The organism is Moraxella caviae, assembly GCF_002014985.1.
GTDB classification, from domain to species: Bacteria; Pseudomonadota; Gammaproteobacteria; order Pseudomonadales; family Moraxellaceae; genus Moraxella; species Moraxella caviae.
Map to the genome: position 1 here is coordinate 42,576 of NZ_MUXU01000022.1, position 26,937 is coordinate 69,512.

Sequence of the window (26,937 nt, forward strand, 5' to 3'; positions counted from 1 at the left end):
ACACGCCTGCTATCTGATTTGGAAGGTGTGAATGATGATTTTACCCAGTAAAAAACAGGTGCAAAAAGCAGGTAAAGCCCTAGCAAAAAACACCACAGGGCAAGAATATACAGACGCTATGGCGGTGCTATCGCAGTGGCGTTCATTACACACTTACCCAATTAACACCTTCCAAGCCCTATTAAGAAAAAAGGCAAAGGATTTTAAAAATCCCATCATCGCCCAAAGATTAAAGCGAACACCATCAATTATCACCAAACTGCAACGCTTTCCCAATATGGATTTATCAAGAATGCAGGACATCGGTGGGCTTAGGGTGATTGTGGACAGTATCGATGATGTGTATCGCTTTCATCAATCGCTAATCAATGGCAAACACCAACACGAGCCACTATTGCCACCTAATGATTATATCAAGACCCCAAAGGCGGACGGCTATAGAAGCTTGCACCAAGTTTTTAAATATCATAACAGCGACAAGCCAGAGCTAAACGGCTTATTTGTAGAATTGCAGATACGCACCAAGCTGCAACACGCATGGGCAACCGCAGTAGAGACGCTAGGCATTGCCACGCAGTCCAGCATAAAAACTGGTGGCGGTACTGATGAGATTAAACGCTTTTTTAAGCTGGCAAGTGCGTTATTTTCACACCATGAAAAACAGCCCTTGCTTGATGAATTGGCAGGCGTGAATATCTATCAAATCGCCCAAGAATTGCAAGAGATAGAAAACCGCTTACAGATTTTTGCCAAACTAAAAAGCATTATCATCACCGCCAAGCAGATTGAAAGCAGCAGTAACGATGGTGATTATTATCTAATCGAGCTGGACAGCAAACAAGGCACGGTTAGCCTTGTGGCATTTAGCAAAAATCAATTAGCCATCGCTGAAACACTTTACCAGTCACAAGAAATTAAGACCAAAGATAATGCCAATATTGAAGTGGTGTTACTATCCGCTGGCAATCTAAAACAGGTAAAAAAGGCTTATCCAAACTATTTTTTAGATACGCAGGATTTTATTAAAAGTTTAATCAAGATTTGTGCAGCCATCAAGACATAAACAAAAGGAACAATTACCATGAGCAAACCTACCAACACCAAGCCAGTTGTTATACAGCTAACAGGCGAAGCAGGTAAGCGAGTTATTTTAAATTCCGCTAAGCGTGTAATGAACGCCCACAAAAAAGAAATTAAAGCATTGGCAGATAAATGATTGATATAGATTTTGTGATAGCCATTCATGACGAGATATTAGAAAATGAAAAAGGGCTAAAGGGCATTGCGAGTTTGGCAAGCCTTGAAGGTTGCTTATCACGCATTGACAATCAAATGAACTATGAGCCGTTAGATAATATTTATCTGATAGGGGCATTTTACGCAGTAGCATTAGCCAAAGCCCACGCTTTCAATGATGGCAACAAAAGAACCGCCCTTGTGGTTATGCTAACTTACTTGGATATGCAAGGCGTTAATATCGCCCCTGATAATGGCTTAGATGATTTAATGGTGAAAGTAGCAAGCAGCGAAATAAACCATATCGAGCTTGCAGAGATTTTAAAAGATTTAACGATTTAAACGCTAAACAGGGGGAGTGGTGAATTTACCAAGCAAAAAACAGATACAAAAGGCGGGTAAGGCGTTAAAGAAAAACGCCACAGGGCAAGAGTACGAAAACGCCATGCAGGTATTATCACAATGGCGGGCGTTACACACTTACCCAATTAACACTTTTCAAGCCTTGCTAAGACGCAAAGCCAAGAAATACAAAAACCCAATCATAGCCCAAAGGCTAAAACGGACGCCATCAATCATCACCAAATTGCAGCGTTTTCCCAATATGGATTTATCAAGAATGCAGGACATTGGGGGGCTTAGGGTGATTGTGGGCGGTATTGATGACGTGTATCACTTGCATAAATCGCTGATGGGCGGTAAGCATGAACCGCTATTACCGCCGAATGATTATATCAAGCAGCCAAAGGCGGACGGCTACCGCAGTTTACACCAAGTTTTTAGATACCACAACAGCGATAATCCAGAGCTAAACGACTTATTTGTGGAGCTGCAAATACGCACCAAGCTACAACACGCATGGGCGACCGCCGTAGAGACGCTTGGCATTGTTGAAAAATCGTCTTTAAAAACAGGCGGCGGCAGTGATGAGATTAAGCGGTTTTTTAAGCTGGCAAGTGCGTTGTTTTCGTATCATGAAAAGCAGCCCATACTTGCCGAATTGGCAGGCGTGGACGCTCAAGCCATCAAGCAAGAATTGCAAGAGATAGAAAAACGCTTGCAGATATTTAGCAAATTACAAGGCATTATCATCACCGCCAAGCAGATTGAAACCAACAACACGAGCAGCGATTATTACTTGATGGAGCTAGACAGCGACAAAGGGGCGGTAAACCTTATCGCTTTCACCAAATCGCAGATGACACAGGCGCAGACGCTTTATAAAGCCCGTGAGATGGATACCAAAGACACGCCAAATATTGAAGTGGTATTGATAGCGGCGGGCGATTTAAAGCAGGTGAAAAAAGCCTATCCAAACTATTTTTTAGACACGCAGGATTTTATTAAGCGATTAAATAAGATTTGCGCAACTATACCAAACAAGCAAACACGCCAAGCCATGAGCGAATTAGACGCTGGCAAAGGGACGAAGTTTGACAATATAGATGATTTGATGGCGGATTTATCCGAAAAACCCTTTTAGCAGGCTAGGAGTAGCTACCGAACGGCGGTATTTTTTCATACCTTGACCGCCACGCCTGCTAATCCTTTTTTAAGGTATGGATAAGGTATGAGAGCATGAGTAATCCAGCGTTAAACTTTGCCAAAGCTGAATATTACACGCTACAAGAAGCAAGCGAGTATTTGAATTTAAAGCATGGTGCAGGCGTGATAAACGCCCAAAAACTGCTAAAGCAGGCGATTAGCTATGATATTCCTTGTTATGTGTATGGCAGCGGTTTTTCTGTGATGGCTTGCGATGTTTTTTTTAAAGATGAGATTGCGCGAGCGGCGGACGGTTTTGATTGGGAAAAAGAAAAAAGACAGCAGCAAAAAGCGGAAGCTGTTGAAAAAGAGATAGAAAACCTTGTAAATCATTTTCTTTTTTATGATGGCTGCTTTTTGAAAGTAAGTAACGTAATGCTTAGCCATGTGTTATTTTGTGAAAATAACGGGCAATCTACTCAATCGTTAAATTTTCATGAAAATATCTTTGATGGGTATTTGTCTACAGCATGGGAAAATGGGGAGCATAACGAAAACTTTTTTGGCGTGGCGGGCAAAGATTTTTGGGATGAAGTAGAAAGCGTTAATCTTTTGCCAGTAACAAACGCCTTATGGTTGGAGGACGTGCAGGGCGAAAAAGTCTATAGCATAGACGATATTAAGAAATTAACTTCATTGAAATTTACCCATTATGAAATAAATACAGAAAAATTTGAGTTATGCCCGTTTTTTGAAATTGGCTTAAAAGATTTAATCATTTTTCATAAAGACCTTAAAGCCTTAGAAAACCATATTTTAAACAGCGACCCAATACCCGAAAAGCAAACGCCAGCATTAGGGCATTTAGCAAAATTAAATCAGCCGCTACACTCACGCACCGCAAATAACGCAGCTAAAGTGATAGCGGCGATGGCAGAGCTTTTAAAAATGGATATAACAACGCCTTACGGCAATGAAAGCAACGGTAAAATATTGGGAGCAGCGGAGAAATTAGGCTTGCAAATAAGCCCAGAGACGATAGCCAAATGGTTAAAAAGCGCCAACCAAGAACAATCAAAATAAACCCCAAACCCTAGTTAGAACCTAACTAGGGTTTTTTGGTGCCTATTCATTGCATAATCACCCATACCAATTCATAGAAGGTATATAGTTATGCAAACCCTACCAAAAGACGGCTTGAGCCAAGCCAAACATATTTTACCGCTTTTGCCATTTAGCAGAACCACGCTTTACCGCAAATGCTTGGCGGGTACATTCCCAAAACCCAAACGCCTAAATGCTAATTTGACCGTTTGGCAAAATAACGAAGTTTTGGAATACCTAAAAGACCCATCAAAATGGGAGCGTATCAAATGCTAATCACCGACAAAAACCGCAAGAGCCAACAGCAAATCATGGCGCAAACCTTGCTAGACGGCAAAACATTCACGCACCTAGAGATGAAGCAGCAGCACAGCATATCAAGCCCAGAGCGCAGACTTTGCGAGCTGCGCCGATTTGGCTTTGAAACCGTGTTCACCATTGGCAAAAACCCAAACACAGGCGCAAATTACCGCATTTTTAGGCTTGTCAAATTGCCAAGCGTAGAAGCCGTTTTGCGAGTGTTTGGCGAAATTCCCACACAGTACAAGCATTTATTCAAGGGGCAACCATGCTAGACAGATTAGAGCAAATCACCGAGCGGCTTATCGTAGACCAACACACCGCTAAGCAGTATTTTGTGAACGGGCAAACGAGCAACGCAAGAGCGATACTCAATGACAGCATAGATGAAGCGATTAGCGATTTAAAAGCGGTGATTGATGAATGGTATTATCACCAAAATGCAAGATGAAAAAATGCAATAAAAAAGCCAAGCCCTTATAAATCAAGGCTTGGCAAAATGAAAATGAAATTTTCAGGTCGATTTCACAAGAGTATTATATCATGAGTTTTGCAAAACAAATATCAAGTTTTAATCAGATTTTTAAAATAGACAGAAACGCAGGCGTGGGCTATGATGAACGGACTACTAAATCTTCTAGCGGTTATCCGCACCCGACAGCTTGCGGCATTTTTATGCCTTGCATTCGCAATATTCGCATAAAATCCACTTTGCCAGTTATGGCGGGTCGAGAGAACCTAATAAAACACCCTTTGCAGGGAAATAAGTTCCGCCGTCTAGAAGCGGTAGTTGAAGCCCGCCCACCCATGTGGGCGATACTAACTAAACTTCTAGGAGTGTTCACCATGAACGCAAAAAACCGCCATAATACGGCTTTTGGCAATCTGCCAGTACAAACCCCTATCCAAACCACCCAAGCAAGCGTAGAACGCAAAACAGGCGCATTCTATGGCGCATTATCACGCCTGCCATCACCAAAAAAAGCCCTTGCCTTTTTGGGTGAGTTTTGCAATAATGTAAATCTCTCTCAAAATTTATGTAGCAGTTCGCCAAACTGTTCAAATTGGCTTTTTTTACGCCAAGACACCGCCACAGGCGCAGGCGTGAACCCATCATCTAAGGACTTTGCGCAGACAAAGCACCTATCATCTTATGATGGGGCGACACCACAAAATAAGCCAATCGGTGAATATGTGGGGCGGTTACTACATAGACCGAGAGTGAGCCCCATCACCCTTTTAGCGGTGATTTCTCAAACTCAAAATTATGTAGGAGTGTTCACCATGAACGCATTTTTAGAGCGTATTTCTCACTATTCCCCAATCCAATCTTTCGCCATTGGCTTTATCGCCACCGCCTTTATTTGCGCCCTTGTTTTGCTAGGGGGTGCAGCATGAAGCATGATTACGAATATTACAGTGTAGAATGCAAGGAAGCCAATATTTACCGCCTATTTGACACCAAAGCCGAAGCGGTAGCCTTTGCTAAGTCGCTTAAATTTGCCAAAGATAAAATCAAAGTATGTTTTAATCGTGGTTGGTATTGGGATAAAGGGGGCGAATAATGAACATTGCAGAAGTATGGGAAACGGATTTTAAAGAGCTAGAAAACGCCCAATTTGGCGAGCATGTGGCATTGCATGATTTAAAAACGGACTACAAAGAAGCCGCCATCACAGCGGGCAAAACCTACTACCCAATGAAAAACGCAGCAGGCGAGCTGATAAGCATTACAGGCGATGATTTGCGCCCCGTAGAGCACCCAAAGGGCGCAGCCGTCATCATGGGGGATATACACGCCCCCACCGCCTTTATCGTTGATGATTGGGACGATGGCGAGCGGTTATTTAGCGTATTGCCAAACACCGAATACAAGGCGGCTTGCGTGTTAATCACGCCTGCTAAAGTGAGCGCAGCAAAGGAATTTGGCGCAAAGCAAATCATCATCACCGCCACACTAAACCAAAAAGATGAAATGCTTGCAAAGCTGGCAGGCGTGAACGGTGAATTATGGCTTGGTATTACCGATTTGGCGACCATTTTAGACAATGGCGATGAAGTGGAAAAAATACCGCTTGGCGTGAACCGCTGGCGATGTGCTGGCGGTGAGTTTGTTTTATCTGATGATGGCTTGTGGCATATCACAGACGCAAAAGACGATGAGCCAAGCAAAAAAACTTGGCTTTCACCGCCTTTGTATGTGGACGGCTTAACACGCAACAAAAACGGCACAAATTGGGGCAAATACATACGCACCAAAGACCAAGACGGCAACACGCACCGCTTTATTTTGACCGATGACAAGCTACAGGGCGACGCTAGAGAATGGCGCAAGCTATTGGCGGCGCATGGGTGCAGCCCGAGCAACAAGCCCCACGCCAAGCAGTTATTGAGCGATTATCTACACCGCCACCCCACCAAGACACGCTACACCACCGTATCAAGTAGCGGCTGGCATGGCGATGTGTATGTTTTGCCTAATGCCGTATTTGGCGCAAATAACGTACTGCTTGATAAAGAATTTGCCACGCACCACAGCCAAAAAGGCAGCCTAAGCGACTGGCAAGAGAATATCGCCAAAGAGTGTATCAAACACGACAGATTAACGCTTGGCTTGTGCATGGCGTTTGGCGGGGCGTTGCTTGAGCTGATGAATATGCAAAGCATTGGCGTTCATTTGGTGAGTTCATCATCACAGGGCAAGACGCTAACGCTGAATTTGGCGTGTAGTGTGTGGGGTAAGCCGAGCGATTTACTAAAAACTTGGAATTTCACCGCCAACGGCTTAGAGATGATTGTAAGTTTGCACAATGATAACTTTTTGGCATTGGACGAGCTTGGGCAGATTGGCGCAAAAGAAGCCGCCAAAGTGGTTTATATGCTTGGCAATGGCGCAGGCAAGGGGCGAGCTACTAAAGATTTGAGCTTGCAAGATGTGCGAACGTGGCGGACGTGCTGGCTTTCTACTGGTGAAATTACCCTAAGCCAAAAACTTGCCGAGATAGGCAAATCCGCCCATGCTGGCGAGCTTATGCGTATGATACATTTGCCCGCCAACAGCGAGCAAGGCAGCGTATTTGATGATGTGGAAGTGGGCGAGCAAGGCAGAAAATTGCACAGCCGTTTAAACGACTATGCAAGCCGTTTTTACGGCACGGCTGGCACGGCATGGCTTGAGTACTTGACCGCCGATAAAAAGGGCATGGCAGAGCTTGCAGGCGGGTTGTATGATGAATTTATGGCAGGTTTTGGGGATTTATCACAGCAACAAGGGCGAGTGCTTGGCTATTTTGCGCTGATGGCGACCGCTGGCGAGCTTGCGACTAGAGCAGGCATTACAGGTTGGCAAGATGGGCAGGCAAGCCAAGCGATTGCTAATTTGTACCATGTTTGGCTTGCCAATAACAAGGACGATTTACAAACAGCGCAAGCAATAGAAGCCATACAGCATTTTATCGAGCAGCACCAATTTAGCCGCTTTGTGAACGCTACAGAGCCATCTTTTACGCCATCAGACATAAGACACACGGCAAACTTTGCAGGCTATATCACGAACATTAAGGATGTAGGCGTGGTTTATGCGTTCAATCAAAGCGCATTTGATGAAGCCATCAAAAAGCATGGTTTAAGCCGTGATGTTTGTTTAAATATTCTAAAAAATCATGATTTTTTGCATTGCAATGACGGCGGACGGTTTAAGGCAAAAATCAGAATTGAAAACGGCAAAAACCCCCTAAGTTTTTATGCAATCAAGGCGAAAATACTAGAATTTAGCAAAAATTAGGGCAAAATGGGGAACAGTTCCCAAATTTGTTCACAGTGCAAAGCCTTGTGGCACTAGGTTGTTCCCGCTGTTCCCGCTGTTCCCGCACTTTTTTGACACACACGCAAACACACACGCAGCACTTTTACAAAATCACGCCTGCTATTGTGTATTTTTGCTAAAGAAAATAAAATAACAAGGGGCTTTTCAAAAGCTTTTTTGTTATGAAAAGCGGCAAGATTTGGCGAATTGCCACAAGGTTTTGCAAAACAACCCCATGCAAAGGGTGAGATTACGGCGATTTCTGAACGCTATAAAAAAGAGTAAGACTGGACGAATTCCCTAAGATTTGGTAAGTTTTCGCATTTTTGAACCGTATAAAAAGGGTTTTTGAACGATATAAAAAAGAGCGGGGCGGCAAGATTGGAGCTTGGAAAACAACCCTATGTAGTGGTGAATTTGCCCAAAATACAGAGCCGCCAAAATGGGGGTATCAACCAAATTTAGTACCTATTTTAGTACCTAAAATTGACTTACCAAAATACAAGACTAATAAAATCAATGACTTAAAGCCTTAGTTTAATTCCGACCACTGGTACCATATACAAAACCCCCGAAACTTAGTTTTTGGGGGTTTTTGTTTCGGTGGAAATTTGGTGTGTTCAAGCGCTTTGCTGTAAAGCTAGGCAGAGATAGATTGTCTTTGCTGTCCGCTTACGCTTTCCCCACCACCCCATACACCGCATGATAAGTCAGCGGATAATGCCATTTGCCTGCATCATCTTGCCAAGCGAATTTGCGCTGATAATCTTGCATAAACTGTGTAAGCGTGCTTTTCGTCCAGCGAAAGTCCGCACTCGTGGCGGTTACACCTGTGTTTTGCAGGTGTTTTAGCACAGCTTTTGGGCTGTCAAAATTCAGCTCGTATTGTTGTTCTGACAAATGCAAAATTTGAAATCCTGCCGCAGTCAGTAGATTTTCATAGTCTTTAAGGCTGTAATAGTCCAAGCCTTGATTGGTTAAGTGTTTGATTTGATGCAAGTTTTCTGTGCTAAAACTAGAAAATACAAACACGCCATCATCTTGTAATGCGCCATGCGCTCGCTCAAGCAATGCAGGCAAATCTTTAAGCCATTGCAAACACGAACTGCTCACCACCAAATCCAGCGAATCAGGCAGCGGTAATTGCTCAATATCGCCAATCAAATACTGCGTTTCACCGTGCGGATTGGCTGGATTTTGTCTGATTTCTGGGTATAAATCGTTCAAAATCAGCACATCTATGCGCACTTTTTCCAGTAAGGCGCGGCTTAATTCGCCTGTGCCGCAGCCGATTTCTAGCGTGCGTTTGGCGGCTGTCGGCAGGTGCGGCGCAGCATAAGACATCAGCGTGCGCACGATGACTTTTTGGACGTGGGCGGCGGCGTCATAGGTGTGGCGGGCTTTGGCGAAACGCCGTGCGATGGCGGCGTTTGGACTGGTCATGGTGCGTCCTTGTGTTCAGATATGGCTTGGGTTTTAAAATTATCCACCGAATTATAGGCTTTTATTTTTAAGATTTTCTAAAATATTTAGCAGCTTGTCAATGTCCGTTTGAGTGATGTGGCTGTTTAGGCAAATGCGCAGGCGTGCTTGGTTTTTTGGTACGGTGGGCGGACGCACAGCCAGCACATAAAAGCCCGCTGCCTTTAGTGCCTTGGCGTATTCTAAGGTGCGGCGATTATCACCAATAATCACAGGAATGATGTGGCTTTGGGACGGACAGTCAAATCCCAAGCCGTGCAACTTTGCAATAAAATCCATCGCCAAAGCCTGCAAATCCGTGCGGGCTTGGTGCTTATCAAGCATATAATCAAAGACGTGGCGTGTCCAAGCGGCATTGATGGGCGGTAGTGCCGTGCTAAAAATCAGCGGACGCATGGCGTTAATCAGATAGTCTTTGATGATAGGGTGGCAAATGCAAAATCCACCCACCGAAGCCATCGTCTTGCCAAACGCACCGACCAAAAAATCAATCTCACCCAGCACGCCTTGCTCTTCAGCAATGCCAAGTCCGTGTTTGCCACGCACAGCGATGGCGTGCGCTTCATCAACATACAGCGAGATTTTTGGGTAATTATTTTTAAGATTTACTAAAAATTTCAAATCGGTAACATCACCGTCCATGCTAAAGACGCTTTCGGTGGCGATGATGATGCGCTCATAATCGTGATAATGCTTATCAATGAGTGCAGTCAATCTTTGACAATCTTGATGCGGATAGCGCAGATGTGCCGCTTTGGATAATAAAATGCCATCAATGATACTGGCGTGTACCAGTTTATCCGCCAAAATCAGCGTGCGAGAATCGCTGATGGCAGGCAAAATACCGACATTGGCATGATAGCCGCTGTTAAAAGTGAGTGCTGATAACGTGCGTTTGGCGTGTAAACTGAACGTGTCTGCCAAAGTCTTTTCAAGGGTGCTGTGTTCGTCAAATGTGCCAGTGAGCAGGCGAGACGATGACGCACTTAGGCGTAAGCTGTCTTGGCTATGCGTGGTGAAAAATTGTTGCCGTAGGTGAGTGTCGCTTGCTAGTCCAAGATAGTCGTTGCTGGCAAGGTTTAATAAAGGTGGTGTATCGGCTGATGTGGCGGGGTAAATAAAGCGATCCGCTTGGCGAGATGTGCTAAATGCGCGGTGATTGTCCGCACATTTTAAGGCATTGAGTTTGTTTTCGTACCAAGATAGCATATCCATTGCCAAGCGGTTTTGGGATTATTGAGCAGCTTCTGCTACTGCTTCAGCTGCATCAGTGGCAGCTTCTTCAACCGCTTCAACGGCTGCTTCTTCAGCGACTGGTTGAGCGATTTTTTGTTTTACGCCAGCTGGGTATTGTGCTTCAGCCGCTTGGGTGCGTTGCATATCTTCTAGCGCAGCTTGAGCTTTTACGTCTGCGTCAAATTCAGGGCCTTCGCCAACTGGGTATTGAGTGTCTTCAAGCTGAGAGAAGTTGCTTTGCTTGTAGAATACTTTGTCAGCGGTTTTAGTCATAGCATTGCAGCCAGCCAAAGCAACGGCAGCAGCGGCAAGTAGAGCGATTTTTTTCATAAAATTTCCTAATTACAGTGAGATGCCAAAAATAGCACTTGCCTATTATACTAAAGTTTGGCGAGCGTGCAAAGATTTGGATACATTGATGATACAAATTTGTGGTGGAAATGGTGCGGATTTGCTTGATTTGATGAAAGTATTTATTGGTGTAAATCAATTTATGATGGTTTGTATAGGCTAAATTATAGGTTAATTTTATGCGTCTTGCAACGTTCTACCACGAATTACAACGAACTACTAAACTACCCAAAACCCTTATAAACCCATATTCTTGAAAAAATAAGGGCTTTTTGAACTATGCCAAAAAGCCTTGATATGTTGTTTGGTCGGAGTGGCGGGATTCGAACTCGCGACCCCTTGCACCCCATGCAAGTGCGCTACCAAGCTGCGCTACACCCCGAATAGACCCCATATTTTACCCATAAATCCAAAAATTGCAAGTATTTTTCTTAATCATAAGGAAGTGTTCACCTTGGTTGATTGTTTATTTTTGTATTTGTATTTAAAAATCACTCATCGTTGCAAAGCCACCGTCATAAAAACTGCCATCATAAAAAACCGCCCATCATCAGATGAGCGGCTTTTGGTTTTGTCAGGTGATTAACCACCGAAGTCGTCAAGCAAGATGTTTTCATCTTCTACGCCCAAATCTTTGAGCATTTTGATGACAGCGGCGTTCATCACTGGAGGCCCACACATATAGAACTCACAATCTTCTGGGGCAGGGTGGTCTTTTAGATATTCTTCGTACAAGACGTTGTGAATAAAGCCAGTGTAGCCTTCCCAGTTGTCTTCTGGTTGTGGGTCAGACAGGGCGACGTGCCATTCAAAGTTATCAAACTCTGCTGCCAAGCCGTCATAATCTTCCACATAGAACATCTCACGCTTAGAACGCGCACCGTACCAGAAGCTGATTTTGCGGTCTGATTTTAGGCGTTTTAGCTGATCAAAGATGTGCGAACGCATCGGTGCCATACCAGCACCACCACCGATGAATACCATCTCAGCTTTGGTGTCTTTGGCGAAAAACTCACCATAAGGGCCAGATACGGTAATCTTATCACCCGGTTTTAGGCTAAAGACGTACGATGACATCTTGCCCGGTGGAATGCCTTCTGGGCCGCGCGGCGGTGGACTGGCGATACGAATGTTGAACTTGATGATGCCTTTTTCTTCTGGATAGTTTGCCATAGAGTAGGCGCGGATGACAGGCTCGTCCACTTTTGAGCTGTAACGCCACAAGTCAAACTGATCCCAGTCAGGACGGTATTCTTCGGCAATGTCAAAGTCTTTGTAGTGTACTTCGTGTGGCGGCGCTTCAAGCTGCACATAACCACCCGCGCGGAAAGGCACGACTTCGCCTTCAGGGATTTTTAGCGTCAATTCTTTGATGAAGGTTGCTACGTTGTCATTAGAAATGACTTCGCATTCCCATTTTTTCACGCCAAAGAATTCAGGGTCAATCTCCACTTTCATGTCTTGCTTAACCGCCACTTGGCAAGCCAAACGCCAGTTGTCGCGGATTTCGCCTTGGGTGAAATGACCTTCTTCGGTTGGCAGGATTGAGCCGCCACCTTCTACCACTTTACAGCGGCACTGACCACAAGTACCACCACCACCGCAAGCAGATGATAGGAAAATGCCTTCAGATGCCAAGGTTTGTAGCAATTTGCCCCCAGCGGCAGTGCTGACGCTGTTGTCGGGATCGTCATTGATGTTGATGGTAACGTTGCCAGAACTAACCAATCGTGAGCGGGCGATTAGAATAATCACCACCAAGCTCATGATAATGGCAGTAAACATGGCAACGCCGCCAAATGCTGTACCAAACATGATACTTTACTCCTAATTGTTATAGCGACATACCGCCGAATGACATAAAGCCAAGCGACATCAAGCCTACGGTTACAAAGGTGATGCCAAGACCACGCAGCGGTGCTGGCACGTCTGAGTATTTTAGTTTCTCGCGGATACCTGCTAGGGCGGCGATTGCCAATGCCCAGCCGAAGCCAGAACCAATACCATAAACGATAGATTCACCAAAGTTGTAATCACGCTCAACCATGAACAATACGCCGCCCATGATGGCGCAGTTTACCGTAATCAATGGCAGGAACACGCCCAGTGCGTTGTACAGGCTTGGTACGAATTTATCAAGGAACATTTCCATGATTTGTACGGTTGCCGCAATCAATGCGATGTAGCTTAGCAAGCCTAGGAACGACAAATCAACGTTTGGATAGCCAGCCCACGCCAATGCACCGTCTTTTAGTAGGTATTGGTAAAGTAGGTTGTTTAGCGGTACGGTGATTGCCATCACCACCACAACAGCAATACCAAGACTGATGGCGGTAGATACTTTCTTTGAAATCGCAATGAAGGTACACATGCCTAGGAAGAAGGCAAGTGCCATGTTCTCAACGAAAACAGAAGTGATAAATAAACTAATATAGTGTCCCATTAGTGACTCCCCATGCCTTTAGACTGCGGCTTCATCACAAATTCAGCAGGCTCTTGTTGGTCTTTTTTCCATAGGCGAATAATCGCGATAAAACCTGCAATGATAAAGAACGACGATGGTGGCAATAGCAGCAAGCCATTTGGAATGTACCAACCGCCATCGGTGGCTTTTTCCAAAATTTGCAAGCCGAACCAGCTGCCGTTACCGATAAGCTCACGAATGCTGGCAACGAAAATCAACACCGCAGAGTAGCCAAGACCGTTACCAATGCCGTCAAGGAAACTTGGGATTGGTGGGTTGCTCATGGCGAAGGCTTCAGCGCGACCCATTACGATACAGTTGGTGATGATAAGACCTACGAATACCGACAGCGAGCGGCTGATTTCATAGGCAAAGGCTTGCAAAATCTGATCTACCACAATCACCAAAGAAGCGATTACGACCATCTGTACGATGATACGAATGCTTGATGGGATTTTGTTACGAATGATCGAGATAAAAAAGCTAGAAAACGCAGTTACTAGCGTCAATGCGATACACATTACCAAGGCGTTTGCCACGCTTGTGGTTACCGCAAGTGCCGAACAGATACCCAAGATTTGTAGGGCGATTGGGTTATTGTTAAAAATCGGCGTCGTCAGAATGCTTTTGGTATTAGCCATGATTACGCTCCTTCACCGTTGCCAGCTGCGCCAGCTTTTAGGTTGTCCAAGAATGGCTTGAACCCTTTTTCGCCCAGCCAAAACTGTAGTAGATTGTTCACGCCACGAATGGTCAAAGTTGCACCGCTGATGCCGTCCACTTGACCTTCACGCGCTGTACCTGCTTTGGTAACAGCCATTTTCATTGAGCCGTCTTCGTTGTACAGCGTTTTGCCTACCCATTGTGCTTGCCAAGGGGCTTCTTCAATGCGTGAGCCTAGACCCGGAGTTTCTTTGTGTTGGTAGAAGTTCACACCTTTGATGGTGTTCAAATCTTTATCCAAAGTCAAAAGACCAAAGATTGGGCCCCACAGACCTGCACCGTGAATTGGCAGTACGATTTGCTCAATGTCGCCAGCGCCATCTTTGGCGATGTAAACTTTGGCAAATTTTGGCTGACCGCCGATTTTGGCGATGTCATTTTCTAGGGCGTTTGACAGCTCTGGCGTACGCGCCGCTTTGGCAACGTCAAAGCTATTGGCATCAACGCCTGCTGCGCTCATCTCTTCTTCGGTGGCAAATGCACCAGTTTCAAGATTCACCAAGCGCACTTCAAATGCCGCAAAGCGCTCTTCAATGGCGCTGACAGGGTCAGTCTCAGGGTTGAATTTATCGGCTGCAACCAAGATGTTTTTGTTCAAATCTTGGCGAGCGTTCGCTTGTTGTTGTGGTTTTAGTCCCACGGCGACGGCAGAAACCAACACCGAGCAGACCAAACACAGAACCAATGCCACCCCAATGGTGGTTGCGTTACTATTTTTCGGTGCTGACATGAGCTAATCTCCGTGCAGTTTGACGTTTGATATTGGCTTGGGTAACAAAGTAGTCAAATAGTGGGGCGAACAAGTTGGCGAACAAGATTGCCAGCATGATGCCTTCTGGGAACGCAGGGTTCACCACGCGAATTACTACTGTCATAAAGCCGATGAGAAGACCGTACAACCAGCGACCTGTGTTGGTGTGGGCAGCTGATACAGGGTCTGTTGCCATGAATACCGCACCAAACATAAAGCCACCAATCACCAAATGCCAGTGTGGTGCTAGGCTCATCATTGGGTTTTCGCCGCCGATTAGGTTAAAGACGAACGCAGTCGCCACAAGACCAATCACCGAACCTGCAATCACACGCCAAGACGCGATTTTAGTTACCAGCAAGCCCACCATACCAATCAAGATTGCCAAAGTAGAAACTTCACCGATAGAGCCTTGCATATTACCAAGGAATGCGTCCATCCAAGTGATGGTGTTGCCGTATGCGTCTACAAACATATCAGGTGAAACGCCCATGGCTGCTAGACCTAGCGGCGTTGCGCCAGAGAAGCCATCAACGGCTGTCCAGATGGCATCGCCAGACATATAAGCAGGATAAGCAAAGTACAAGAACGCACGACCTGCTAGGGCAGGGTTTAGGAAGTTCTTACCAGTACCACCAAAAATCTCTTTGGCAACGACCACACCAAAACTGATACCGATGGCAACTTGCCACAGCGGAATGTCAGGTGGTAGTGATAGGGCGAACAGCACAGAAGTTACAAAGAAGCCTTCGTTCACTTCGTGGCCACGCACCACGGCAAAGATGATTTCCCATAGAATACCTACGGCAAAGGTAACGATGTAAATTGGCAAAAATTGCATTGCGCCATACACAAAGCACGCCCAAATGCTGTTTGGATCATAGCCTGCCATGTTGGTGATGATGGTGCGCCAGCCTTCAGCTTGCACGCCAAGATTTGCCATGGCGGTCAGCGCTTGAAAACCGACATTGTACATACCCCAAAACATCACAGGGAAAGTACACAGCCAAACGGTAATCATGATGCGCTTTAGGTCAATACCATCACGGACGTGTGATGCGCTGTAAGTCTGTGAGCTTGGCTGACGGAAAAAGGTGTCAAACATCTCAAAGACGGCGTAGTATTTTTCGTATTTGCCGCCTTTGGTGAAGGACGGTTCCATACGATCAAAGATATTGTGAATAAATTTCATCTGAATTTCCCTTAGCCTTCCATCTCAATGCGGGTTAGGTTGTCGCGCAAAATGTCGCCAAACTCATATTTACCCGGTGATACAAAGGTGCAAAGTGCCACGTCTTCTTCGTCCAATTCCAACGCGCCAAGCTCCACAGCACTGATGATGTCTTCTACAATCAAAGCACGCAAAAGCTGGGTTGGTAGGTAGTCTTGTGGCATGACTTTTTCAAACACGCCAATCGGTACCATCGCACGCGGTGAGCCGTTGGTTGATGTGGTGAAGTCAAACTTCTTGCCTTTAAATAGATTTGACAGATAAATCGGCATTTTTGAGAAGCGATTTGCGCCCAAGGTGAAAAAGTGCATCGCTGGGCGTTCACGGCCTTCAGCAAGCGCTGAAACTTGGTTGTGGAAACGTCCAAGGAATGCCACCGCGCCTGCCGCTTGACGGCCAGACAATACCGAACCTGAGATCACGCGGTTGTCGTTGCCTTTTAGTTCGCCTGCGGTCAAATCGTTTAGGTTTGCGCCGCGTGTGGTGCGAATGTAGCGTGGGTTTTGCACCACTGGGCCAGCTAGGCTAATCACACGGTCGGTGTGGATTTTACCTGTGGTGAACAGCTTACCAATGGCAATCACGTCTTGATAACCGATGGTCCAAACAGTTGTGCCACGGCCAATCGGGTGCAAGAAGTGAATGTGCGTGCCTGCGTTGCCCGCTGGGTGTACGCCTGTAAAGCCTTCATAGACGGTTTGGTTGGCGACAATGGCAGCTTTGGCAGGTGCTTTTTCGCCATGGCAAACGTAAGTTTTTGGGCTAAGCGTTGAAATCACAGCCAAGCCGTCATTGAATGCGTCAATTTCGGCATCAATGATGTCGGCAGGATTGACAGCAAGCGGATTGGTGTCAGTGGCAGTTACAAAAATCGCAGCTGGTGTGCTGTCAATTTCTGGCGTGCGGCTAAATGGGCGTGTGCGAAATGCTGTCCATTCGCCAGAAGCCACGAGTTGTTCTTTGACGGTTTCACGGTCAATAGAAGCCAAATCGCTAGGCAAATAGGCGTTGAAAGTAATCTCTTCGCTAGAAGCAGGATTGGTTTGGATCACCAAACTTTCAAACACACGGCGTTCGCCACGGTTAATCGCTACCACCTGACCGCTGACTGGCGCGGTGTATTTTACGCCTGCGCGTTTTTTGTCTTCATAAAGCACCTGTCCTTTGACAACGACATCGCCTTCTTTGACGTGCATTGTTGGACGCATACCGATGTAGTCGTAGCCGATCAGTGCGACCTGAGTTGGCGTGTGCTCGCTAATCTCTTTGACGGGTTCGCCCGTGATGGGCAAGTCCAACCCTTTTTTGATGGTAATCATAAGCGGATACTTACTCTTAGTGAATTGACCATACCAGACTCCTGTTGGTATTTGTAAGCATAGCTTACATAACTTTAACGCTGACCTTACGGACGTAATTTGATTGAAATCCATGTAGTTGGTCAAGTGGGTTTGAGAAAGTGGCAATCATTGCGCCTTTGCCAAAACACATTAACCGCTTAGATGTCCTTATGGTTGCCATGCTTAAAACACACGGCAATTTCAACCAAACACGCCCAAACTCCTTAACAACACGTTAATGCTGAAAATACAGTGGCGACTGGCTACCTAATTATTGCAATCTTACGCAATCATCACAATACCGCACAAACAGCAACGTACGATATTGAAATATTTGCGTTTTAGATACACAAATAACCTAACCATTATACGCCAAATCATTGAAAAATTACAGTGTTTTTTACCGCTTGGTAGATTGTTTTGCGCAAATGTAACGCTTTTTTGATGATTGATAACCGATTGTGAGCAAGGCTTTGGCTGAATGTGGCTGGCGAAAGTTTGGCTTTGGCGTAAGATTGACATAAAAAGTTTGCCGTAATTTGCCGTAAATAGATGAAACTTTGCCCAAGAACTGCTACAATGATTGATAAACTGTTTAACCAAATTGCCTAAAAACTCATAAGGAAAAGTTATGTCTATGCTTATCATTCCTGCCATTGACCTAAAAGATGGCAAATGCGTGCGCCTAAAACAAGGGCGCATGGAAGACGATACGGTATTTAGTGATGATCCTGTGGCGATGGCGACACAGTGGGTCAATCAAGGCGCAAGACGTCTGCACTTGGTGGATTTGAACGGTGCGTTTGATGGCGTGCCTGTGCATAAAGAGGTGGTAACCGCCATCGCCAAGGCGCACCCAGATTTGCCAATTCAGCTTGGCGGCGGTGTGCGCAGTCTTAGCACGATTGAGCAATATTTGTCAGCAGGGTTAAATTACATCATCATCGGCACGAAGGCGGCAGAAGAGCCTGAATTTGTGGAAGAAGCGTGCCGAGAGTTTAGCGGTGCGATTATGGTGGGGATTGATGCCAAAGACGGCATGGTTGCTACGCATGGTTGGGCGAACGTTACGGACGTAAAAGCAACCGAGCTTGCCAAGCGTTTTGCAGACGCAGGCGTGTCTAGCATTGTGTACACAGACATCGCCAAAGACGGTATGATGGCAGGTGTAAACATCGAGCAGACGGTGGCTTTAGCCAAGGCGTGCGGCTTGCCAGTGATTGCGTCTGGTGGCGTAACAAATCTGGATGACATCAAGGCGCTTAAGCCATACAGCGAGCATTTGCTTGGGGCGATTACAGGGCGTGCCATTTATGAAGGGCAGCTGGATTTGGCGCAGGCGCAGGCGTTGTTTGACGCTTAAAAAATTCGCTTTAAGAATAAAATCCGCTTGTGTGAGCGGATTTTTTTGTGTTTTTAAAATTTAATAATTTTAAAGGATTGTGTTGAAAAAGGTGTGGGTTGGGTTACGCTTGTAAAAGCCCAACGAATTTAAAGACCTTCCTAAAAAAGTTGGGTTGCGCTTTTGCTAACCCAACTTACGGCTTGTTGCAACCTAACCTACGACCGAGATGGTTTTTATCATCTCACTTCCTAGCCTTTTTCTTAGACTTTTTACCTTTTTCGGCTTTCTCGCTGCGGGATTTGCTTGCCTTTTTCTTTGATGAAACGGCATTGCCGCCTTGGGTTAGCTGCTCAACCAATGCAAAATCAATCTGCAGCAAATCCATATTCACGCCAGCAACTTGCACGGTCAGTAAATCACCCAAACCAAACACGCTGCCACGCTCGCCAATCAGCTGCTGCGTTTTTTCATCATAGGTGAAATACTCTTCGCCAAGATGCGAAATGTGAATCAATCCGTCAATGAACAGCTCATTGAGCGTCACAAATACGCCAAAATTGGTCACGGTGGTGATGGTTGCGCTAAATTCATTACCAACGTGGCGCTTCATATAATGGCATTTTAGCCACGTTTCCACTTCACGGCTGGCTTCTTCGGCGCGGCGTTCGGTCATGGATGTGTGTTCGCCTGCTTCGTCTAGCGATTTGTACAGTGGTTTTTTGCCTTTTTTATTAGTCACAAAATCCTTGATGGCGCGGTGCAGCATCAAATCTGGATAACGGCGAATTGGCGAAGTGAAATGGCTGTATTCATCATACGCCAAGCCAAAATGCCCAATATTATCTGCCGAATAATTCGCCTGCATCATAGAGCGCAGCAGCATACTGTGAATGCTCACCGCATCTGGGCGGTCTTTGGTGGCGGCAATGATGCGCTGATAATCGGTGTGCGTTGGGTTTTCACTTGGAAAGGCAAGCCCAAAGGTTTTGACATAATCCGACAAGCGCAATGCCTTTTCATCGCTTGGTTTGTCGTGATTGCGATACAAGACAGGTAATTCGTGCTTGAGCGCAAAATTTGCCGCACAAGTATTGGCAAGCAGCATCATCTCTTCAATCAGCTTGTGCGCATCGCCGCGTGTGCGTGCCTTGATGTCTTTGATGTCGCCATCTTCGCCAAAGACGATGTAAGTTTCGGCAGTTTCAAACGCCATCGCGCCACGCTCTTCACGTTTTTTATCCAATATTTGATAAATCTGGTGCAATGTATCCACCGATTTAATCACATCAGGATTGCGCACCAAATCATCAGGCAAAGTTTCGTTGCTTGGGTCGTCAAAAAACGCATTGACTTGATTATACGTCAGACGTGCTTTTGAGTGCATGACGGCAGGGTAAAATTCATAGCCGGTAACATTGCCTGCGCGCGAAAGTTTGATGTCGGCAACCATGCACAGTCTGTCCACTTTTGGGTTTAGCGAACACAGCCCATTAGACAACACTTCTGGCAACATGGGAATCACACGGTGCGGAAAATACACACTCGTGCTGCGCTCATAAGCGTCCACATCCAAAGGCGAGTTTGGCGTAACATAATGGCTGACATCGGCAATGGCAACCACCACACGATAATTACCGCCAGCACGTTTTTCGGCAAAGACCGCATCGTCAAAGTCGCGCGCATCTTCGCCATCAATGGTGATGAGCGGCAACTCACGCAAATCGGTGCGGCCTTTGCGCTCAGTGGCGCTCGGCTCTTTATAATCGTGCGCTTGCTCTAAGGCGGCAGCGCTAAATTCATCAGGAATGCCGTGATTATGCACGGTGGTTTCAATGATGAGTTCTCTGTCGTTTAGTCCTGTCAGGCGTTCGGTGATTTTGCCTGTGGCGTATTCTTGATAAGTCGGAAAATCAATGATGGCAACTTTCACGCTGTCGCCCAACTCCGCTTGCCAATGCGCCACGTCTTCATCGGTCAAGGTGATAGGCTGGTGGGCGTTTGCACCGCCAAGCTGCACCATAAAACCTTCGTCATCGCTTGTTAAAATGCCGATAAATTCATTGTGCGCACGCTTGATGACATTGATAATGCGTGCTTCTGGCTTGCCACGAAATTCATTGGCAACCGCTTCAACTTCATCGCCATCAAACACCACGCGCATTTGTTTTTCATGCACGAACAAATCTGGTATATCGTCCAGCACCAAAAAGCCAAAGCCTTTGGCGTTGCTTGTGATTTTACCACGTACGATGTTTGGCAAGGGCGCAATACCAAAATGAATGCCGTCTTCACGAATCAGTTGCCCGTCTCGCAGCATGGCTTTTAGGCGGTTATTTAGGGCGAAAAATTTTTCTTCATCGCCTAGGATTTCAAAATGCATACCCAAACTTTCGGCAGTTGCCGCCATGCCTTCATTGATGAGTTTTGCCACCGTTTGTAAAATCAGCAGGCGTGAAGGAATGGGGTTTTGGTATTTGTTGGCTTCGCTGTGGGCGTTTGGGTCGTTCCAAGTGTTTGTCATTGTTATGGATGTTCTTTTTTTGGTTGATTTATGTCAATCATTGTCGTGTTCAGGGTCTTATGATTTGCTAAATTTTTCACACGCCTTGATGGATTTTGAATAAGATAAAAGACGGCGCAAGAAAAGCTGCGAAATCACGGACGATTTGTTGTATCATATCACAGTTTTTTATCAACGAAATGAAAATCGTCCATTTATTTTGTTACATTGGCTTTGTTGGATGGTGAATTTGTCCGCTTGGCTGATGTGGGATTGAGATGCGGGATTGTGATAAGGGATTGTGGTGCAAGATTATAAAGGTGGTGTGATGAATTTATCGTCCGTGGTGAATAAAGGCGTGGTGCGCCATCAAAAGGGTGCGCCTGCTGATGTACTGCTTGCCGATGTGTCGTTTAGCGATGTGCTGGCGCAAATCAGTGAACTTGAGCGAATTTTACAAGCTGATGACGCATGGGATAGCGCAGCGATTGGCGATGTGTTGTCGCAATTTGGCGCAGGCGTGCTGTGGCTTGCTCAAGATGATGTCGTGATGGGTTATTGTATTTATAGCGTGGTGTTTGAAGTGGCGGAAGTGCTGCGCATTGGCACGCATCCAGATTTTCAGCGGCAGGGTGTGGCAGTGCGTTTACTTGATGAATTGTTTGCGCTGTGCGGTGCAAGCGATGAGTGCGAGAGCGTTTTGCTGGAAGTGCGCGCAGATAATGCGCCTGCGATTGCGCTTTATGAGCGTGTGGGCTTTGGGCAGATTGATGTGCGTAAAAATTATTATCGCAATGCCAACGGCGCAAGCGGCACGGACGCACTGATTATGCAGCGGTCGCTTGGCTGAAAATCAGACTAAAACACGGCTAACAATACCGCCAAAAAACACAGCTAAACCAAAACCACCACCAAGCATAAATTTTAAAAACGCCAAAAATTTTCGCTCACGATTTGCAAGCGAAAATTTTCGTTGATGGCTGATTTGGCGTTATTGGAATTTAATTCATCAAATCAGCTTGCCAAATCTTGGGCTTATTTTTTCTTGGCTGGGCCAAGCAGCATACCCATTTGGCGACCTTCTACCTTAGGCGCTTGCTCAACGCTGGCGATTTCTTCGGTGTCGGCAATGATGCGCTCAAGCTGAGCTTTGCCAATTTCTTGGTGTGCCATTTCACGACCACGGAAGCGGATAGAAACCTTAACCTTGTCTTTATTTTCCAAAAATTCCACGATTTTACGCAGCTTGACTTGGTAGTCGGCTTCTTCTGTGCCGGGACGCAGTTTGATTTCTTTAACTTGCGTTTGTTTTTGGTTCTTTTTGGCCTCTTTGGCTTTTTGTTTTTGGTCGTACAAATAGCGCTTGTAGTCCATGATTTTGCACACAGGCGGCTTGGCGTCTGGCACAATCTCCACCAAGTCAAGACCGCTGTCGTTGGCGGCTTGTAGGGCGGCTTTTAAATCCACCACGCCCAGCTGCTCGCCATCTTCTTTAACCAAGCGAACTTCTTTGGCGCGGATTTCTTCATTGATGTTTAAACGGTTTGACGGTTTAATGGGAATTACTCCGAAATGGTATGACAAAGGCTCATTCTACTTTAAAAAATGACAGATTGCAAGTCTAAGTTCGGGCTGCGCTGCTTTTGTTTGCAAAATACAAACTTGGCAATAGCACGCAAGCTCCTGCTATAAAATAAATTAAATTTGGCGCGCCAAACGCATCCAATAGGTATCCAGATAACAGCACGGCAGGCGGTATTGCCAAATAGGAAATTAGGCGAGTAAGTGCCACGACACGACTAAGTAGTGCACGTTCGGTTTGTTGCTGGCGATAAGTAAAGTACGCAACAATAATAAACATGGAAAATAGCGAGACTAATCCCCAGATGAAAGTTAGATAAAAGACGTTATCAAACAAAGCCAGAGAAAAAATTAATCCAGCAATGACAATGGATGATCTAAAAATTATCTTATCAGTGGTGTATTTGCCAACAATATATTTACCAGCAATCTTTGCTCCTAAAATAGACATGATGCCGATAAAAATAAAATGATAGGCGGTAAGATTTTTAGCTAAATAAAAATGTGTGGTGTATAGCCAAATCAATGATGACAGTATCATTCTTAGACCAAAATTGACAAAAAAGAACAGGTAGGAAAAATCCATTAAGGTGGTCTGTGTTTTTAGGTAATTGACAGCTTCTTTATTGTCTTTGATGATATTGATTTTGTGTTTGGTGGTGTGAGCGCGATAGACAATGCCATAAAAGGCAGCTGCGGAAACCAAATAAAGCAGTGGTATGATAAGCGCAATTTGCTTGTTGCTTAAAAATCCAAATAAAACACCCAAAATAGCAGGCGCAATGATGCCAGTAAAGCTATTGATGCTGGCAATATTACCATTGACTTTTGGCAGAATGTCATGATGATAAAGCTCAGGTAAGATAGACTGAAAGACGGGGTGGTGTATGGCGGAAAAGCTGGAAATTAAAAATCCTAATAAGATGATGAAATAGACGTTGCTTTTTTCAAATGTCAAAAAAAACAGTGCCAGCGATGCCAAAAAACAGCACATCTCACCAATGATTATCAGATGTTTTTTATTGAATTTATCGGCAAGCGCTCCAGCGATTGGCGTTAAAACAATATAAGGCAAAATATCCAAAGCGTAAGCGACAGAAACCAGTAGGGCTGATTGCGTAAGTTCTAGTACGAGCAGTGGGATAAAAAATAAAGCAATCCAATAGCCAAGCGTGGTGGCAAAATATGACAGGTTTATACGATCAAACATTTTACTTTCCGCATGCCGTCCTTTGCAATGAAATATAACTGTTTTCTATTATCAATAATTTTACAAGCAAAAGTCAAATTTTTATTGCAATTTTGCAGGTTTGAAAGGTGGATTAAAAAAGCCTTTCATTAAAGAAAGGCTTTTTGCGAAATATGTCAGTAAGCGCAGAATGTGATATGTGCGTGTGTGCTATTGGGGTATCTAATAATGTTAACTTTATGTACGCCTTTGGTGCGAGTGATCCATCGACCGTAATCAAAATCCTGTTCTTCGGGTTGCAAGGTGCGACCTTTGGGGTCTTTGACGATAATGTCTTTTGCACTGTAATAATCATAGTCAGTATAACCAATTTCTAATAATTGTCCTGCATCTAAGTGTAGTGTAAACGTTCTGCCGCTATGGTTGCCATCAAAACTACCGCAATAGCTACCTTTAGCAAACTTAATCGGTGTTACTTTAGCAAAACTCGGTGCAGACAAACCCAGCAAACAAGCCGCCACCAAAACCGCGCTTAATTTTTTCATAAAAGACTACTCCTTATAAATGATAAAAACCTTAAGTGAAGTATAGCAAATAACGGGGGGGGTAAAGCCTTTTACAAAAATAATTTAGTGGGCATCAAAACAAAAAAAGAGACGGAAAATCCCATCTCTTTTTTGATTGCATTGCTTATGCCAAGGCTGCGTTATTCAGGCTTTTTCGCCACATAACGACCTTTTTCGGCGACAGCAGCGTCAAGCAGTGCGCTAAACTCATCAAGTGTCATCACGCCAAGGTTTTCGCCTTCACGCGTACGCACATTGACCGTGCCATTTTCCACTTCTTTATCGCCCATCACCAGCATGAACGGAATGCGTTCTAGTGTGCGTTCACGGATTTTAAAGCCGATCTTTTCGTTGCGCAAATCAGCAAAAGCACGCACGCCTTTGGCGTTTAGCTTGGCGACCACGTCTTGACAAGCGGCGGCTTGATTGTCGGTGATGTTCATCACCACCACTTGATTTGGCGCAAGCCAAGGTGGCATAAAGCCTGCATAATGCTCAATCAAAATACCGATAAAGCGCTCAAAGCTGCCCAAAATCGCACGGTGCAGCATGACAGGGCGCTCACGTTCGCCTTGTTCGTTGATGAATTCTGCGTCTAGGCGCTCTGGCAAGTTGAAATCCAGCTGTAGCGTACCGCATTGCCACACACGGCCAAGGCAGTCTTTTAGGCTAAATTCAATTTTCGGGCCGTAAAATGCGCCTTCGCCTTCTTGAAGTTCCCAGCTTAGACCCGCGTCATTAAGCGCATCCGCCAAGCCTTTTTCGGCATCGTCCCACATTTCATCAGAGCCGACACGCTTTTCTGGGCGAGTGGACAGCTTCATTTGCACATCATCAAAGCCAAAATCTTTGTACACATCAAGCGTCAGTTTGATGAAATCTTGTGCTTCTTTTTTGATTTGGGCGTGCGAGCAGAAAATATGGGCGTCATCTTGGGTGAAGCCGCGCACACGCATGATGCCGTGCAGCGAGCCTGATGGTTCATTGCGGTGGCACGAGCCAAATTCCGCCAAGCGAATTGGCAAATCACGATAAGATTTCAAGCCTTGATTAAACACCTGCACATGGCAAGGGCAGTTCATCGGCTTGATGGCATAATCACGGCTTTCTGACGACGTGGTGAACATATTTTCGGCATAGTTTTCCCAATGCCCAGAACGCTCCCATAGGCTTCTGTCCACGATTTGCGGCGTTTTGATTTCTAGATAACCATTGTCTTTTTGTACTTTGCGCATGTATTGCTCAAGCACTTGCCAAATCGTCCAGCCATTTGGGTGCCAAAACACCATGCCGGGCGCTTGCTCTTGCATATGAAATAGATTGAGCGCCTTGCCGATTTTGCGGTGGTCGCGTTTTTCTGCTTCTTCAATGCGTGCGATGTAGGCTTTAAGTTCTTTTTTATCCGCCCAAGCTGTGCCATAAATGCGCTGCAACTGCTCATTTTTGGCATCGCCACGCCAGTACGCGCCGCTCATTTTGGTCAGTTGGAATGCTTTTAGGAAGCGAGTGTTTGGAACGTGCGGGCCACGGCACATATCAATGTATTCTTGATGATAATACAGACCCATTTCGGTTTCGTCTGGCATATCGTCAATCAAGCGCAGTTTATAATCTTCGCCACGAGCTTTAAAAATGTCAATCACTTCAGCGCGCGGTGTCATTTTTTTGATGACGTCATAATCTTGGTCAATCAGCTCTTTCATGCGTGCTTCAATTTTCGCCATATCGTCAGGCGTAAAAGGGCGTTCGCTATAAATGTCATAATAAAAGCCATCTTCAATCACAGGGCCGATGACCATTTTTACTTCAGGGTACAGCTGTTTGACCGCATGACCCAAAAGGTGCGCGCACGAATGGCGAATGATTTCCACGCCTTCTTGGTTTTTTGGCGTGATAATTTCTACGTTGGCGTCTGTGGTGATGGGATCGCACGCATCAACCAATTTGCCATTGACACGCCCAGCAACAGTGGCTTTGGCAAGTCCTGCACCGATGTTTTGAGCGATTTGCATGACGGTGGTAGTGCCGTCAAATTCTCTGATGCTGCCGTCTGGCAAAGTGATAGCGACCATAAAAGACCCTTAAAACTTAAATTTCATCGTGCCAAATTCGCACGTTCGTAAATAAAACGTCTAATTTTAGCAAAAAAGCGCGCCGTCTGCTACTGATTTTCAGCGCGGCTGTGTGGGGAGTTTGTAAATGGCGAATTTGCTGCGATAATTTTTGGCAAAAGGTAAAAGGTAAAAGG

The 26,937-nt window shown here is 45.4% G+C and carries 27 protein-coding genes and 1 tRNA gene; 13 read left to right on the plus strand and 15 right to left on the minus strand.

Going from position 1 to position 26,937, the window contains the following annotated elements; translation table 11 throughout:
* Positions 1–31: 31 nt before the first annotated feature.
* The 11 genes from B0181_RS03325 to B0181_RS03365 all read left to right on the plus strand — a co-directional run bounded on the left by B0181_RS03325 (position 32) and on the right by B0181_RS03365 (position 7,909).
* Positions 32–1,063, plus strand: a complete 1,032-nt coding sequence (locus B0181_RS03325; protein ID WP_242620150.1) for a GTP pyrophosphokinase — start codon at positions 32–34, stop codon at positions 1,061–1,063.
* 18 nt (positions 1,064–1,081) lie between these two features.
* Positions 1,082–1,216: a hypothetical protein gene (locus B0181_RS12440; RefSeq protein WP_278044951.1), complete on the plus strand. Its 135-nt coding sequence runs from the start codon at positions 1,082–1,084 to the stop codon at positions 1,214–1,216.
* Positions 1,213–1,578 carry a type II toxin-antitoxin system death-on-curing family toxin gene (locus B0181_RS03330; protein WP_078276069.1) on the plus strand — a complete coding sequence of 122 codons (366 nt, stop codon included), beginning with the start codon at positions 1,213–1,215 and terminating at the stop codon, positions 1,576–1,578. Before B0181_RS12440 ends, B0181_RS03330 begins: the two co-directional genes overlap by 4 nt.
* Positions 1,579–1,597: 19 nt before the next feature.
* Positions 1,598–2,719, plus strand: a complete 1,122-nt coding sequence (locus tag B0181_RS03335; RefSeq protein WP_078276096.1) for a GTP pyrophosphokinase — start codon at positions 1,598–1,600, stop codon at positions 2,717–2,719.
* Positions 2,720–2,814: 95 nt separating this feature from the next.
* Positions 2,815–3,804 carry a hypothetical protein gene (locus tag B0181_RS03340; RefSeq protein ID WP_078276070.1) on the plus strand — a complete coding sequence of 330 codons (990 nt, stop codon included), beginning with the start codon at positions 2,815–2,817 and terminating at the stop codon, positions 3,802–3,804.
* A 90-nt stretch (positions 3,805–3,894) separates the two neighbouring features.
* Positions 3,895–4,101 carry a helix-turn-helix transcriptional regulator gene (locus B0181_RS03345; protein ID WP_078276071.1) on the plus strand — a complete coding sequence of 69 codons (207 nt, stop codon included), beginning with the start codon at positions 3,895–3,897 and terminating at the stop codon, positions 4,099–4,101.
* Positions 4,095–4,400 carry a hypothetical protein gene (locus B0181_RS03350; protein WP_078276072.1) on the plus strand — a complete coding sequence of 102 codons (306 nt, stop codon included), beginning with the start codon at positions 4,095–4,097 and terminating at the stop codon, positions 4,398–4,400. The genes B0181_RS03345 and B0181_RS03350 overlap by 7 nt, the downstream gene beginning before the upstream one ends.
* Complete coding sequence (locus tag B0181_RS03355; RefSeq protein ID WP_078276073.1) at positions 4,394–4,576, plus strand: hypothetical protein; 183 nt, start codon at positions 4,394–4,396, stop codon at positions 4,574–4,576. The genes B0181_RS03350 and B0181_RS03355 overlap by 7 nt, the downstream gene beginning before the upstream one ends.
* A 92-nt stretch (positions 4,577–4,668) precedes the next feature.
* On the plus strand, positions 4,669–5,523 hold the full coding sequence (locus tag B0181_RS11880; RefSeq protein ID WP_133141516.1) for a hypothetical protein: 855 nt from the start codon (positions 4,669–4,671) through the stop codon (positions 5,521–5,523).
* On the plus strand, positions 5,520–5,690 hold the full coding sequence (locus tag B0181_RS12030; RefSeq protein WP_158078927.1) for a hypothetical protein: 171 nt from the start codon (positions 5,520–5,522) through the stop codon (positions 5,688–5,690). Before B0181_RS11880 ends, B0181_RS12030 begins: the two co-directional genes overlap by 4 nt.
* A complete protein-coding gene (locus tag B0181_RS03365; RefSeq protein WP_078276075.1) occupies positions 5,690–7,909 on the plus strand; it encodes a DUF927 domain-containing protein in 2,220 nt (739 codons plus the stop codon). Before B0181_RS12030 ends, B0181_RS03365 begins: the two co-directional genes overlap by 1 nt.
* 693 nt (positions 7,910–8,602) lie before the next feature.
* Here the strand turns inward: B0181_RS03365 and bioC are convergent.
* From bioC to B0181_RS03415, 10 genes are all read right to left on the minus strand, one after another.
* The gene (bioC, locus tag B0181_RS03370; protein ID WP_078276076.1) at positions 8,603–9,373 is read right to left on the minus strand and encodes a malonyl-ACP O-methyltransferase BioC; all 771 of its coding nucleotides are present in this window, start codon (positions 9,371–9,373) and stop codon (positions 8,603–8,605) included.
* Positions 9,374–9,424: 51 nt separating this feature from the next.
* Positions 9,425–10,627, minus strand: coding sequence for an aminotransferase class I/II-fold pyridoxal phosphate-dependent enzyme (locus B0181_RS03375; protein WP_078276077.1), 1,203 nt, complete (start codon positions 10,625–10,627; stop codon positions 9,425–9,427).
* Positions 10,628–10,645: 18 nt separating this feature from the next.
* Positions 10,646–10,978, minus strand: coding sequence for a hypothetical protein (locus B0181_RS03380; RefSeq protein ID WP_078276078.1), 333 nt, complete (start codon positions 10,976–10,978; stop codon positions 10,646–10,648).
* 326 nt (positions 10,979–11,304) lie between these two features.
* A tRNA-Pro gene (locus tag B0181_RS03385) sits at positions 11,305–11,381 on the minus strand.
* Positions 11,382–11,581: 200 nt separating this feature from the next.
* Positions 11,582–12,817: an NADH:ubiquinone reductase (Na(+)-transporting) subunit F gene (gene nqrF, locus B0181_RS03390; protein WP_172462143.1), complete on the minus strand. Its 1,236-nt coding sequence runs from the start codon at positions 12,815–12,817 to the stop codon at positions 11,582–11,584.
* Between the two features lie 16 nt (positions 12,818–12,833).
* Entirely contained in the window at positions 12,834–13,442 is a 609-nt protein-coding gene (gene nqrE, locus B0181_RS03395) for an NADH:ubiquinone reductase (Na(+)-transporting) subunit E (protein WP_078276080.1), read from the minus strand.
* Complete coding sequence (locus tag B0181_RS03400; protein ID WP_078276081.1) at positions 13,442–14,104, minus strand: NADH:ubiquinone reductase (Na(+)-transporting) subunit D; 663 nt, start codon at positions 14,102–14,104, stop codon at positions 13,442–13,444. Before B0181_RS03400 ends, nqrE begins: the two co-directional genes overlap by 1 nt.
* 2 nt (positions 14,105–14,106) lie before the next feature.
* Positions 14,107–14,916 carry a Na(+)-translocating NADH-quinone reductase subunit C gene (locus tag B0181_RS03405; protein WP_078276082.1) on the minus strand — a complete coding sequence of 270 codons (810 nt, stop codon included), beginning with the start codon at positions 14,914–14,916 and terminating at the stop codon, positions 14,107–14,109.
* Entirely contained in the window at positions 14,897–16,129 is a 1,233-nt protein-coding gene (locus B0181_RS03410) for an NADH:ubiquinone reductase (Na(+)-transporting) subunit B (protein WP_078276083.1), read from the minus strand. Before B0181_RS03410 ends, B0181_RS03405 begins: the two co-directional genes overlap by 20 nt.
* A gap of 11 nt (positions 16,130–16,140) precedes the next feature.
* Positions 16,141–17,487 (minus strand): Na(+)-translocating NADH-quinone reductase subunit A, encoded by a 1,347-nt coding sequence (locus B0181_RS03415; RefSeq protein WP_078276084.1) that lies wholly within the window; start codon positions 17,485–17,487, stop codon positions 16,141–16,143.
* Positions 17,488–18,145: 658 nt separating this feature from the next.
* On the opposite strand from B0181_RS03415, the gene hisA reads away from it, so the two are divergent.
* Positions 18,146–18,871: a 1-(5-phosphoribosyl)-5-[(5-phosphoribosylamino)methylideneamino]imidazole-4-carboxamide isomerase gene (hisA, locus tag B0181_RS03425; protein WP_078276097.1), complete on the plus strand. Its 726-nt coding sequence runs from the start codon at positions 18,146–18,148 to the stop codon at positions 18,869–18,871.
* 223 nt (positions 18,872–19,094) lie between these two features.
* Here hisA and rnr read toward each other — a convergent pair whose 3' ends face one another.
* Positions 19,095–21,374 carry a ribonuclease R gene (gene rnr, locus B0181_RS03430; protein ID WP_078276086.1) on the minus strand — a complete coding sequence of 760 codons (2,280 nt, stop codon included), beginning with the start codon at positions 21,372–21,374 and terminating at the stop codon, positions 19,095–19,097.
* A gap of 307 nt (positions 21,375–21,681) precedes the next feature.
* Between rnr and rimI the strand changes: the two genes are divergently transcribed.
* On the plus strand, positions 21,682–22,203 hold the full coding sequence (gene rimI / locus B0181_RS03435) for a ribosomal protein S18-alanine N-acetyltransferase (protein WP_078276098.1): 522 nt from the start codon (positions 21,682–21,684) through the stop codon (positions 22,201–22,203).
* A gap of 185 nt (positions 22,204–22,388) precedes the next feature.
* On the opposite strand, the gene infC is transcribed toward rimI, so the two are convergent.
* The 4 genes from infC to thrS form a co-directional block, all read right to left on the minus strand.
* Entirely contained in the window at positions 22,389–22,886 is a 498-nt protein-coding gene (gene infC, locus B0181_RS03440) for a translation initiation factor IF-3 (protein WP_172462144.1), read from the minus strand.
* An 88-nt stretch (positions 22,887–22,974) separates the two neighbouring features.
* Positions 22,975–24,144 (minus strand): MFS transporter, encoded by a 1,170-nt coding sequence (locus tag B0181_RS03445; RefSeq protein ID WP_078276087.1) that lies wholly within the window; start codon positions 24,142–24,144, stop codon positions 22,975–22,977.
* Positions 24,145–24,299: 155 nt separating this feature from the next.
* Positions 24,300–24,668 carry a hypothetical protein gene (locus B0181_RS03450; RefSeq protein WP_078276088.1) on the minus strand — a complete coding sequence of 123 codons (369 nt, stop codon included), beginning with the start codon at positions 24,666–24,668 and terminating at the stop codon, positions 24,300–24,302.
* Positions 24,669–24,829: 161 nt separating this feature from the next.
* The gene (thrS, locus tag B0181_RS03455; protein ID WP_078276089.1) at positions 24,830–26,761 is read right to left on the minus strand and encodes a threonine--tRNA ligase; all 1,932 of its coding nucleotides are present in this window, start codon (positions 26,759–26,761) and stop codon (positions 24,830–24,832) included.
* Positions 26,762–26,937 lie beyond the last annotated feature (176 nt).

Coding starts and splice junctions, on each gene's coding strand:
- nqrE (WP_078276080.1), bottom strand. CDS start 13,442: ATGGGACACTATATTAGTTTATTTATCACTTCTGTTTTCGTTGAGAAC.
- B0181_RS03410 (WP_078276083.1), bottom strand. CDS start 16,129: ATGAAATTTATTCACAATATCTTTGATCGTATGGAACCGTCCTTCACC.
- thrS (WP_078276089.1), bottom strand. CDS start 26,761: ATGGTCGCTATCACTTTGCCAGACGGCAGCATCAGAGAATTTGACGGC.
- B0181_RS03330 (WP_078276069.1), top strand. CDS start 1,213: ATGATTGATATAGATTTTGTGATAGCCATTCATGACGAGATATTAGAA.
- B0181_RS03405 (WP_078276082.1), bottom strand. CDS start 14,916: ATGTCAGCACCGAAAAATAGTAACGCAACCACCATTGGGGTGGCATTG.
- B0181_RS03400 (WP_078276081.1), bottom strand. CDS start 14,104: ATGGCTAATACCAAAAGCATTCTGACGACGCCGATTTTTAACAATAAC.
- B0181_RS03340 (WP_078276070.1), top strand. CDS start 2,815: ATGAGTAATCCAGCGTTAAACTTTGCCAAAGCTGAATATTACACGCTA.
- B0181_RS03375 (WP_078276077.1), bottom strand. CDS start 10,627: ATGGATATGCTATCTTGGTACGAAAACAAACTCAATGCCTTAAAATGT.
- B0181_RS03380 (WP_078276078.1), bottom strand. CDS start 10,978: ATGAAAAAAATCGCTCTACTTGCCGCTGCTGCCGTTGCTTTGGCTGGC.
- bioC (WP_078276076.1), bottom strand. CDS start 9,373: ATGACCAGTCCAAACGCCGCCATCGCACGGCGTTTCGCCAAAGCCCGC.
- B0181_RS03450 (WP_078276088.1), bottom strand. CDS start 24,668: ATGAAAAAATTAAGCGCGGTTTTGGTGGCGGCTTGTTTGCTGGGTTTG.
- B0181_RS12440 (WP_278044951.1), top strand. CDS start 1,082: ATGAGCAAACCTACCAACACCAAGCCAGTTGTTATACAGCTAACAGGC.
- B0181_RS12030 (WP_158078927.1), top strand. CDS start 5,520: ATGAAGCATGATTACGAATATTACAGTGTAGAATGCAAGGAAGCCAAT.
- B0181_RS03445 (WP_078276087.1), bottom strand. CDS start 24,144: ATGTTTGATCGTATAAACCTGTCATATTTTGCCACCACGCTTGGCTAT.
- rimI (WP_078276098.1), top strand. CDS start 21,682: ATGAATTTATCGTCCGTGGTGAATAAAGGCGTGGTGCGCCATCAAAAG.
- B0181_RS03350 (WP_078276072.1), top strand. CDS start 4,095: ATGCTAATCACCGACAAAAACCGCAAGAGCCAACAGCAAATCATGGCG.
- B0181_RS03415 (WP_078276084.1), bottom strand. CDS start 17,487: ATGATTACCATCAAAAAAGGGTTGGACTTGCCCATCACGGGCGAACCC.
- B0181_RS03345 (WP_078276071.1), top strand. CDS start 3,895: ATGCAAACCCTACCAAAAGACGGCTTGAGCCAAGCCAAACATATTTTA.
- B0181_RS03355 (WP_078276073.1), top strand. CDS start 4,394: ATGCTAGACAGATTAGAGCAAATCACCGAGCGGCTTATCGTAGACCAA.
- B0181_RS11880 (WP_133141516.1), top strand. CDS start 4,669: ATGAGTTTTGCAAAACAAATATCAAGTTTTAATCAGATTTTTAAAATA.
- hisA (WP_078276097.1), top strand. CDS start 18,146: ATGCTTATCATTCCTGCCATTGACCTAAAAGATGGCAAATGCGTGCGC.
- B0181_RS03365 (WP_078276075.1), top strand. CDS start 5,690: ATGAACATTGCAGAAGTATGGGAAACGGATTTTAAAGAGCTAGAAAAC.
- rnr (WP_078276086.1), bottom strand. CDS start 21,374: ATGACAAACACTTGGAACGACCCAAACGCCCACAGCGAAGCCAACAAA.
- B0181_RS03325 (WP_242620150.1), top strand. CDS start 32: ATGATGATTTTACCCAGTAAAAAACAGGTGCAAAAAGCAGGTAAAGCC.